Annotated in this window: 4 protein-coding genes; 3 read left to right on the top strand and 1 reads right to left on the bottom strand. The window is 71.2% G+C overall.

Annotated elements, in window-relative coordinates; genetic code table 11:
• Positions 1–9: 9 nt before the first annotated feature.
• Both BUE43_RS13085 and BUE43_RS13080 read left to right on the top strand, forming a co-directional pair.
• Positions 10–2,229 carry an MMPL family transporter gene (locus tag BUE43_RS13085; protein ID WP_073482847.1) on the top strand — a complete coding sequence of 740 codons (2,220 nt, stop codon included), beginning with the start codon at positions 10–12 and terminating at the stop codon, positions 2,227–2,229.
• A 191-nt stretch (positions 2,230–2,420) separates the two neighbouring features.
• Complete coding sequence (locus BUE43_RS13080; RefSeq protein ID WP_083959642.1) at positions 2,421–3,710, top strand: MFS transporter; 1,290 nt, start codon at positions 2,421–2,423, stop codon at positions 3,708–3,710.
• 163 nt (positions 3,711–3,873) lie between these two features.
• Here BUE43_RS13080 and BUE43_RS13075 read toward each other — a convergent pair whose 3' ends face one another.
• The gene (locus BUE43_RS13075) at positions 3,874–4,467 is read right to left on the bottom strand and encodes a fascin domain-containing protein (RefSeq protein ID WP_073482843.1); all 594 of its coding nucleotides are present in this window, start codon (positions 4,465–4,467) and stop codon (positions 3,874–3,876) included.
• A 441-nt stretch (positions 4,468–4,908) separates the two neighbouring features.
• On the opposite strand from BUE43_RS13075, the gene BUE43_RS13070 reads away from it, so the two are divergent.
• Positions 4,909–10,710, top strand: a complete 5,802-nt coding sequence (locus tag BUE43_RS13070; RefSeq protein WP_073482840.1) for a hypothetical protein — start codon at positions 4,909–4,911, stop codon at positions 10,708–10,710.
• The last annotated feature ends 58 nt before the right edge of the window (positions 10,711–10,768 follow it).

The raw sequence follows: 10,768 nt of genomic DNA, 5'->3' as shown, positions 1-10,768 counted from the left end.
GACCGCTCGGTGAACGACACGACACCGGACGGCACCGGCGGCACCGGCGCGTGTTCCCGTCCGGGCCGGCTGTTCTACCGGCTCGGACGGGCGTCAGCCAGCCGGCGAGGACTCGTCCTCGCCGGCTGGCTGGCCGTCGTGGTCCTCGCGCTCGGCGGGCTGCCCCACCTGCTCGGCTCCCTGGGGCCGCCGGCGCTCAGCGCCGAGGGGTCGGAGTCCGCCCGCGCCGACGCCCTCGTCGCCGGGGCGTTCCCCGGCTGGGGGCAGGAGCAGGCGGTGGTCGTGTTCCGCTCGGCGACCCTCACCGTCGACGACCCCGCCTACCGCCAGGCGGTGGCGATGGGGCTGGCGGCGCTGCGTGAGCAGCCCGGCGTCGGCGTCGTGATCCTCGATCCGCCGTTCCTCACCGCCGCGACCCGGGGCCGTGCCGACCGCCACGTCACCCTCGTGTTCACCGGTCTGCTCGGCGACGCCCCCGCCCGCAACCGACAGCTGGCACTCCAGCAGACGGCGCTGCGCCAGACCACCCGCGACACCTCGCACGGCCAGGTCGAGGCGTCACTGGTCAACCTGGCCTCGATCTACGCGGAGCTGCACGGGATCGGCCTCGCCGACCTGCGCCGCGCCGAGTTGGTCGCGCTCCCCGTCGCCGCGCTGATCCTGTTGGCCGCCATGGGCGCCCTGCGCTGGGCCGCCGCGGCGATGCTGTTCGGCGCGGCCGCCGTGACGACCGTGGTCGGTGTGCTCGCGCTGGCCACCGCCGTCGTCACCGTCGACACACTGATGCTCGCCGCGGCGGTCACCCTCGGCTGGGGGCTGGGCCTGGACTACGCCATCCTCATGATCTTCCGCTACCGCGCCGAACGCGCCCTCGGGCACGATCCCGAGGAGGCGGCCGCGCGGGCCACCGCCACCACCGGCGTCACGGTCGCCCTGGCCAGCCTGGCCGTGATCATCTGCGGTGCCTGCCTGTTCGTCGTCCGCGCCGCGGTGGTGCGGGAGAGCGCGGTGACGCTGATCATCGTGGCCGCCCTCACCGGCGCCGCGGCCCTGACCCTGCTGCCCGCGCTGCTGCCCAGCGTCTCCGGCCGAGCCGAGCGCCCCGCAGGAGTTCGTCCGGACCGCGACACGCGGTGGGCGCGGTGGGCGCGGCACCTGATGCGCCACCCCTGGCGCTACGCGCTCGCCGCCGCCACCGTCCTGTCGCTCTCGGCCGCCCCCGCCCTGTCGTTGCGGCTCGGGTTGGACATCGACCGCTCGGTCCTGGCCACCACCCCGGCCGGCCAGAGCCTGCTCGCGATGGAGCGGGAGGGCGTGCCCACCGTCATCAGCGTGCTGCTGCCCCGCCAGGAAGGCGCCGCCCCGCCGGAGGTGCGGCCCCTGCTCACCGCGCTGCGCGCCGAGCCCGGGGTGACCAGCGTGGCGCACCTGGACAACGGCCGGGACACGAGCTGGATCAGCGTCGTGCCGTCGATGTCCGCCGACGCGCCGGCCGGGCAGGACCTGGTCCGACGGCTGCGCGCCCACCTCCTGCCCGCGCACCTCCCGCCGGGGCAACAGGTTCTGGTCGGCGGCCCGGTGGCGCAGTTGACCGACTTCCAGCAGGAGATCACCTCGAAGCTGTGGTGGCTGGTCGGTCTCGCCCTGGCCGGCTCCGGGGCGTACCTGGTGGCGGCCTTCCGCAGCCTGGTGCTCCCGGCGAAGGCCCTGGCCATGAACGTCCTCGCCGTCGGCGCGTCCTACGGCCTGGTCACCGTGGCGTTCCAGCCCGCCGACTCCGCGCCGGACCGGCCGGGGGTGCTGAACTTCTTCGTCCCCGTCATCACCTTCGTGATCCTGTTCGCGCTGTCCACCGACTACGAGGTGTTCCTCGTGCGCCGCATCCAGGAGCACCACCGGCGACACGGCGACACCACCGAGGCCGTCGCGGCCGGGCTGCACCACACCGCCCGCCCGATCACCGCCGCCGCCCTGGTGATGGTCGTGGTGTTCACCGGCCTGCTCTCCGCGCACCGCGCCGAGATCCGCCAGATCGGCTTCGCGCTCGCGGTGGCCATCGCGATCGACGCCACGGTGGTCAGGCTGGTGCTCGTGCCGGCGCTCATGCAGTTGTTCGGGCGCTACAACTGGTGGCTGCCCGCGCCTCTGGTTCGACTGCTCGACTTCGGCCCGGTTGAACGGAAGCACCCCGCACCGCCCGACAGCGGCGACGGAGCCTACGCACGTTAGTCCTTTGTGGACAGTGAGGTCACCGCGGACTCCCACGGCCCGCCGCCCGGCGCCGGGCGGATCGCGCTCTTGATGTCGAGTTAGCTTGATGTTCGAGACTGCTCCTCGCCACCGGAGCCGCGAGGACCACCAGGACCACAGCACCCGGCGGCGCGACCTCGGCTGTCCCGGTTCTCCTGAAAGGCCCTGCCGTGCCCGATCTGAGCATCCTGCGTGACCGGCGGTTCGCCGTGCTGTTCACGGCGCGCACCATCGCCGTCCTCGGTTCGGCGTTCGGCCCCGTCGCCCTCACGTTCGCGGTGCTGGACCTGCCCGGCGCCACCGCGGGCACGCTGACCCTCGTCCTGACCGCCCAGACCGTTCCGGAGATCGCGCTGATGCTCTTCGGCGGGGTGATCGCGGACCGGGTGCCCCGACATCTACTGATGACGACCGCCGAGCTGACGGCGGCCCTCGCCTTCTCGGTCCTGGCCGTGCTGTTCCTGACCGGGCACGCGCCCCTTCCGGTGATCGTCTCCTGCTCGGCGGCCGTCGGCGTCTCCATCGCGCTGTACTACCCGGCGCTGACCGGCCTGGTCCCCGACGTGGTGCCCGCCGAGCGCCTGCACACCGCCAACGCGCTGCTGCGGTTCGGCACGAACGCCGCCCGGCTCCTCGGGCTCTCGCTGGCCGGCGGCATGGTCGCCCTGGTCGGGTCGGGCTGGGCCCTGGCCACCAACGCGGTGGGCTACACCATCTCGGCGCTGCTGCTGGCCTCGCTGCGCCTGCGCCGCGGCCCGCGCCGGGACGGGAACCCGTCGATCACCGCGGACCTGCGGGAGGGCTGGACGGAGTTCGCCAGCCGGACCTGGCTGTGGGTGACGGTGCTGTTGTTCGCGGTCGTGATCGCCGCGATGCAGGCCGGCCACGGCGTGCTCGGGCCGGTGGTCGCCAGGGAGCACCTGGGCGGCGCGGCGGCATGGTCGACGGTGCTGCTCGGGCAGTCGGTCGGCACCCTGGTCGGGGTCGTGGTCTCGATGCGCCTCCGCCCCCGCCGTCCGCTCCTGGTGGCCATCCCGATGGTGTTCGCGCTGGCCCTTCCGTCGCTGCTGCTCGGCTTCGCCGCCCCGCTGGCGGTGGTGGTGGCGGGGTCGTTCGTGCTCGGCGTCGCCTTCAACACCTTCGGGGTGCTGTTCGAGACCACCATGCAGCGGGAGATCCCCCGAGAGTCGTTGTCCCGCGTGGCGTCCTACGACGCGCTCGGCTCGTTCATGATGGGTCCGCTCGGGTTGCTGGCCGCCGCTCCCCTGGCCAGCGCGATGGGTGCCCGCCCCGCGCTGCTGCTGTGCGGGGCGGTGACGGTGGCGGCCACGGCGTGTGCCCTGCTCGTCCCGCAGATCCGCCGCCTCACGATCACTCCGGTCACTCCGGCGCCGGAGGGCGCGGACAGCGCCGACGGCCAGGCAGGCCGGGAACCCGCTGTCGCCACCGCCGCGTCCTGAACCCGCGCACCTGTGCGCTTTCCTCCTCTTCGCGGTCCTGGCAGAACATCCGTCCACTTTGGACCCGCAACCAGGATCGTGCGCCGTGGGACCGTCCTCGGGACTGCCGCCCCGAGGACGGTTCCGCGTCCTCACCCACTGGAAAGGGTCTGGTGCCACCAGATCACTGGAACTGCTCCCACGCCCCCGCGCCGTCGGAGCGGGCGCGCAACATCCCGGTGAGATCACGGACGTAGTTCAGCTCGGCGGCCACGAACTTCCCGTTGGCGCTGGACCGAATGGTCGTACAGCCCCCACCGCAGGCCAGGGAGATGGAGAAGCTCTCCCAGCCGCCGGCGGAGTCCGACCGAGCGCGCGTCATCGCGTAGACGTCGCGGCCGTAGTTCAGCTCAGGCGCGACGAACTTGCCGTTCGCGGTGGACCGGATGGTGGAGTTCCCCCCGTTGAGGCAGACGTTGAAGACCTCCCACCCACCCGCGGAGTCCGACCGGGCACGCAACACCGCGTACGCGTGACGGCCGTAGTTCAGCTCGGTTGACACGAACTTCCCGTTGCCCACGGACCTGATCGTCACGTCCCTGCAGGCGGGAACCGATCCACCGCGCACGTGCTCCGTGACGAACTCCGTCAACGAGGGCCATGCCTGCTCGGGCCCGCCGGACGCGCTGGCCTGCGCGGCCGTTCCCACCGACAACGCGGCCACGACGGCGGAGGCCGCCGCGACGCGTCGGATCGTCGCGGTTCTGGCGACGGACATCTGACCACTCCTCACGATCCCGGGGACCCACCTTCGGGGTCCGTTCCACTGCTGGGGTCCGGCGGCACGCGACAGGAGCGACACCGCCGCTGTGACCAGCGAGCGGGGCAGTGAGGAGAGGGCCGACGCCGGGCCGCTGACCGACCTGGGCATCGTCCCCCCTCTGCTGGTGAGACAGCGGGACCACACCCAGGGCTACCAGCGGGGTCTGGCGTGGAACAAGGAATCCGTCAGCGGGCGGGAGTTCTCGTCCAAGTCCGCTCGGCGACGCTCACCGGTGGTGGTCAATCCCCAGTTTTCGGGATCGTTGGCTCGGCATCGGTCGGACAGAGTTGGACCTGTCCCCACCGATCCGCCATGTCATCGGTGCGGGCGACGGGGGAAGTTCCGGGCCGCACCGCACCTCGTGTGACGCGCGGCACGTGGAGGCGAGGAGCGAAGGTGTCCAACGAATCGGGGTCGCAGGTGTTCACTGTGGAGCAGGTCGTCGTGCGCGAGCACTTCGCTCTCCAGCCTTCCACGATGACGTTGGACGTCGGTAGGGACGGCAGAGCCTATTCGTGCGGATTCCAGGCGACCGGCCAGGGCCAGGTCAACTACCTGCTCAGCACGGAGTTGGACGGCCGCGACCAGCGCGGGGTGGCCTACCCGAAGGTCGTCGAGAACACGACCTCCGTCACCGCCAACGACACCGCGCACGGCCGGTACGTCGCCAGGGCGGACGCGCATTTCGCCGGGGCGGTCACCGTTCTCGACAAGGACATGGACCCGCAGCCGGTCGGGCGGTGGGCAGGCGCCTACTTCGGCGAGGACGCGTCCTGGGACGCGCCCTTCCGGGTGGCGGCGGGAGAGGTCACCGGCCGCTTCTACGCCCTCGCGCAGTACGGCACCTTCCCACCACCGGACTCGAAGCCGGGCACGCCGCCGGACCGGCGGCCGGCCGTCATCGTGGTCGGCAGCCCGCCGGAGAAGGTGGACAAACTGGCGGAGTACCGGCTGCCCTTCGACCACACGCAGGTGTCGGTGCTGGACTTCCGGCTCCGTGAGGGCGGCAACCCGAGCCAGCCGCAACCAGTGTTCTACGTGCTCTACCGGATCAGGAAGAGCAGAGCCCAGCACATCGCGAAGATCGAGGCGGACGGCCGGGTGCTCTGGGACCGGTCGGACCCCGTTATCGGGCAGTTGGGCGACTACACGGGCCCCGGTGGCTTTGACGTCGACCAGAACGGTTACCTGTACGTGGTCCAGCCCGAGGGATCGGTGCTGCACCGCTATCCCGACAACGGCACCGACGCCGCCACCCAACTGCGTCTGCCCGCCGAACGGCCCTCACCGGCGACGAAGCCCTATCGCGCGCTCTGGATCTGGCGGCGCCAGGTTCTGCTCCAACGTCGCCAGGACCGCGAGCTGTACTCGGTTCTCGCCCTGCCCGATCCGTCCACATCGGACACGAACGTCGTGTTCGAGCGGTCGGTCCTGGCCGACCACGACGTCGTCCGCGCGCAGTTCCCCGACGAGCCCGCCGATCAGGGCGCGCCGTGGACGGCGGGTCGGACGGTGTCGGCACGCCTGACCGTCGACCGGCTCAGCCGGGGCGTCCACCAGCGGGTGCCCGCGCCGAAGTGGCGGGCATGGCTGCGCTCCCCCGGCGGCCAGGACCACCGCGAACTTCCCGTGACGCCCGACCCCCGGGACGACAGCGTGTTCCAGATCGCGGTGCCTGCCGACGTCCGCGGACTGATGCAGCTCGTGCTCAGTCCCGACACCGGACCGTGGCGGACCGGCAGCACCGGGGACTACCGGCTGCGTCGTGTCGTGGAAATCCGGCCGGAGGCGGCCACCGGCTCGGTCACGCTGAGCACGACGGCCGGTGTAGTGGTCGCGGCCCCGCCGGACGCGCTGCCCAACGACCCGTCGACCGAACCGTTGAACCGCAGCCGCTACCGACGCGGCGAGCCCATCCCGGCGGTCGTCTCGGTCCGGCAGAAACCCGCCACCACCAAGCAGATCGTGGTGCGGCTGGACGACGTGTCGGGGAGCACCCCCGTCACCGTCGCGCGGACCACCCTGGCGGTCTCGCCCACCCCCCTCAAGATCACCATTCCGTCGGCGGTCACCGAGGTGCTGCGGCCGGGGCGCTACCTGCTCACCGCGGAGGCGCCTGGCCTCACCGTGGCCGCCCAGCCCATCGAGATCGGGTCGGGGCAGCCGGTCAGCGGCTACCGCCGGGTCTGGTTCAGCGACCTCGCGCAGATCTCCCCCGGCGCCGTCGACAGCGGGGACGCCGCCGACGTCGTCGAGGCCCACCTGGAGCGGGTGCGCAGGCAGGGCTGGACGATCGTCGTTGACCGACTGGGCAGCAACGTCCAGGACGTCGCGGTTCCGCCACCCGACAAGGACTCCGTGCTCGGCCCGCTGCACGCGCGGTTGCTCTCCGACCCGACCGCGGTGGACCCGTTGAAGCTGTGGCGCCTGCCAGCCGCGCTGGACACCCTCGCCGGGCTCGGCGCGCTCGGCGCGCAACACCGCGCGATCCTGCTGAGGAACGACGCCTCCCTGCCGCTGCTGGAGGAAATCGACCCGCGGACCCAGGAGGACGGCCGGTCGCCACTCCTCCGCTACTTCCACCTGTTCCAGATCAACGGCGTCTGCTCCGCGTACCCGGCGTTCCGGGGATGGCACTGGGCGGGGAACCTGCTGCTGATCGAGAACAGCGCCGGCTGGCTCACGGGCGGCCGCGCGAAGCCACTTCCCTCAGGTCTCTACTCCCGAGCCCTGGATGCGACCCGCAAGGACGGGGAGTGGCGTCCGTTGGTGGCCGCGATGTTCACGCACGCCCGCGAGCACTTCCCCGCCCTCCAACGCCTTCTGCGGGAGGTCCTGGACGCGGGGGCGGACGCGGGCGCTGGCTCCGCGAAGGTGCTCACCTCCGCCCCCGCGATGTTCCGCTTCCCCTTCGTCTACCCGCCCGAGACGTTCGTCGAGGTGGACGAGGTGGACCTGCAGGCGCAGTGGGAGCAGTTCCCGCTCATGCTGCACACGGCCTTCGCCATCGACTACTACGCCCGACCGGGCAAGCCCAGCACCCTGCACGAGGACAACTGGAACGACAGCGGCACCGGTGACCAGCTCCTCAGTCAGGCGTTCGCCGCGCTCATGCGCGGCGGCAACACCAGCGGCCACAGCGCCGGAGTTCCCGTGTTCCGGCAGGCATCGCTGACACCGGACCCCAGGAACAACGGCGCAGGGTGGCCGTCGATGGTCCGGGTGCTCACCGGCGTGCTGCACGAGTACGGCGAGTGGATCAGCCGGTTCCACAACCTCGACCGGGTCGCGATCCTGGTGTCCCGTCGTCAGTTCGCGGTCGAGAAGTGGGGCCCGGTCAACCCCGAGCACCTGGGACGGATCTTCGAGGCGTACCTCGGGCTGCTGTACGCGCACATTCCCGCGAGCATCGTGTTCGTCGAGGACCTGGGCAAGCCCGGAGTGCGGCCACTGACCGACTACGCCGCCGTGCTGCTGGTGCACGAACAGATCAAGTTCGACAGCGACGTCGTGAACGCGGTGCGCGAGACGGTGCGGGCCGGCGTGCCCGTGCTCCACGACGGCGAGTGCCGGGACTCCGTGGTCGCCGAGGTGGGCAGCACACCGTTGCGGTCACCGACGAACCTGAAGTTCGACAAGAGCTACACCGAAGACCCCGCCGACCCCGCCGCCCCGCTGTTCCACCAGGCGGGCAACGACTTCTCCTACCACAGTTGGAATCCCAACCCGATCCTGCGGAGCTGGTACCAGATCTGCCTCGACCACGGTCGAGACCTGCGCGCGGCGCTCGGGAAGGTGGTCGGCGAAGCGCGGCCCACCGCGGACGATCCGCAGGTCCTGGTGAGCGAGCGCGGCATGGGCAGGGCGCGGATCGTCGTCGCGGTGAACAACTCGATGTTCGATGTGGACAATGCCATCTTCCGTCGTGCGGAGAACTTCTCCGCGGTCCGGGCCCCGCTGACCTGCCAACTTCGGCTGCCCGCCGCCGGAGCCGGAGCCAGCGCGGTGTACGACGTCCTGGCAGGCAAACGGGTCACGCCGGCGGCGAACAACACGGTCACCGCGGACTTCCGGCACTGGCCGGTCGCGATCTACGCGCTGCTGCCCGAACCCGTCGGTGCGCCGAAGGTCACCGCGACCACCGTCCACGATGGACCGTCCAAGGCAACCAGGGTCCAGTGGTCGGTGCGTGTGGGCGGCGCCAGCGCGGATCTGCCGTTGCCGGTGCGGGTTCGGATTCTGGACGAGGCCGACACCGTGCTGTGGGAGACCCACACCACCGCGCCCGCCGAGGGCACTCTCCCCGCTCCGGTCAACGCACGCGGCCGGCTGCGCGTGACGGTGGTCGATCTCCTCAGCGGTCAGACGGACGCCGCGGCCGTCGAGGTCCCCGTCCCCCGCGACCCCATGGACCTGCTCACCGGCCCCACGGCGGCACCCACCAGCAGCGCGGCCGTCTCCGCGGCACCCCCACGACACGATCGCTGGCACGCTGCCACCGAGCGACTCGGCGCGCACGTCAACGGCATCGCCCTGACCTCCAACAGCGCCGTGCTGACCGCGTCCAACTGGGACAGCAACCTCTACGCGGTGGACCTGAACACCGGAGCGCAACGCTGGCAGACCCGGATCGGCCAGCAGTACACCTTCAGCCCACGCGCCATCTCCGGCGGTGTCGTCGCGGTCCACGGCATGGTTCTCGACGCGCCCAGCGGCTACGGGCTGTACCTGGTCCGGGGCGATGGCAGCGTGGAGCGCCGGTTCGACCTGCACGCCAACACACCGCGCTGGTTCCACCGGATCACCTCGAACAGCCCCGACGGCCTCCCACCGGCGTTCGCCACCCCGCCCAGTGGCTCCTGGGTGGTCACCGCGGGCAACCTCGGCCTCGGCGGCTGGCGACGCGACAGCAAGGGCAACAGCAGCAACAGCAGCAACAGCAGCAACAGCAAGGACATCAGCACGCTGCCGTGGCAACAGGACTGGTGGGACGCCCCGCTGTCGCAGCGCCCCGGCGCGGCCAGCGAAGCCCATCTCACCGCGTTGGACGAGGACACCGTGCTGCTGGTCAGGCAGCAGAAGGCCATCGCGTACCAGGTCAGCACCGGCGTCCCGCGTTGGCGGAACGACCTGGCGCCGAAGATCACCACGTTGGGGGGCAAGGCGACCTCTGCCGTGCTGAGCCCGGACCGCCGGTTGGTGGCCGTGGCCGGCACCTTCGACGGCGGCCGGGTGTTCCTGCTCGACAACACCAACGGTGAGATCGTGGCGGTCCTGCCCGTCAGAGCCGACGAGTGCGCCTGGAGCCCGGACAGCCGAACGTTGATCACCATCCACGACACGCGGCTCAACCAGTACCGCGTCACCAGCGGCGGTTGGACACTCCACAGCTCCTACCCGGCCGCCGATGTCCTGCACCACCTCGATGTCGCCGCCGACGGTCGGATCGCCTGCGGCGACGAACAGGGCAACCTCATCGTGCTCAACCCCCACGCCGAACCGCTGCTGGTCACCGATGTTTCCGGGATACCGGTGCCGAAGTGGCTGCCCGGAGGGGACCTGCTGATCGGCACCTGGCTCGGCCACGTCAGCCGCATCGACGGCACCACCTACCAACCCAGGTGGACAACGTTGCTGCGCTCCACCGCGGCCACCATGCGCGACAACCTCCTCGCCCCCGAACGCGCCCCCGTCGTGGTCATGACCGGCACCAACAACGCCATCCCGCCGGTGACCGCGGCCAACCTCCTCAAGCCTGAGAGCACCAAGGTGAGCGCGATCGGCTTCGGCAAACCGGTGGTACTGCCGGCCGCGCAACTGGTGGCGACAACTCCGAACCCCGCACCGCCCGCCATGCCGTGGCTGAGCGACTCGTGGGTCGAGTACAGCGCGGAGAACTTCCCCCTGTGCTTCCTGCTCGTCCAACCCGAAAAGCCGGTCACCTTCGACAGCCTCACGCTGTGGGACGACCCGGCCCACCCCGAGTCCTGGCTCCGTCATCTGCGGCTCGACATCCGCCGCGACTCCAACGACATCTGGTGGCCGGTCACGCACCTCGTCTCCCGCATGCCCAGCCGCAGCTACTGGGTTCCCAACGGCGCCAAGCCGATCACCGCGTTCGAGCTCCGGTTGGTCCTGCCCCCGGGTCTCGCCGGGAACCTCCGACTCGCCGGAATCGCACTCCACCGACTCCGCTGACCCCTGATCGGGAAAGACACGATGATCTTTTCCACCCGGAGGAGTCGGACGTCGATCT

It is taken from the genome of Streptoalloteichus hindustanus (genome assembly GCF_900129375.1).
Lineage (GTDB): Bacteria > Actinomycetota > Actinomycetes > Mycobacteriales > Pseudonocardiaceae > Streptoalloteichus > Streptoalloteichus hindustanus.
This window is presented reverse-complemented; position numbering and strand designations above follow the sequence as displayed.

Coding starts and splice junctions, on each gene's coding strand:
- BUE43_RS13075 (WP_073482843.1), bottom strand. CDS start 4,467: ATGTCCGTCGCCAGAACCGCGACGATCCGACGCGTCGCGGCGGCCTCC.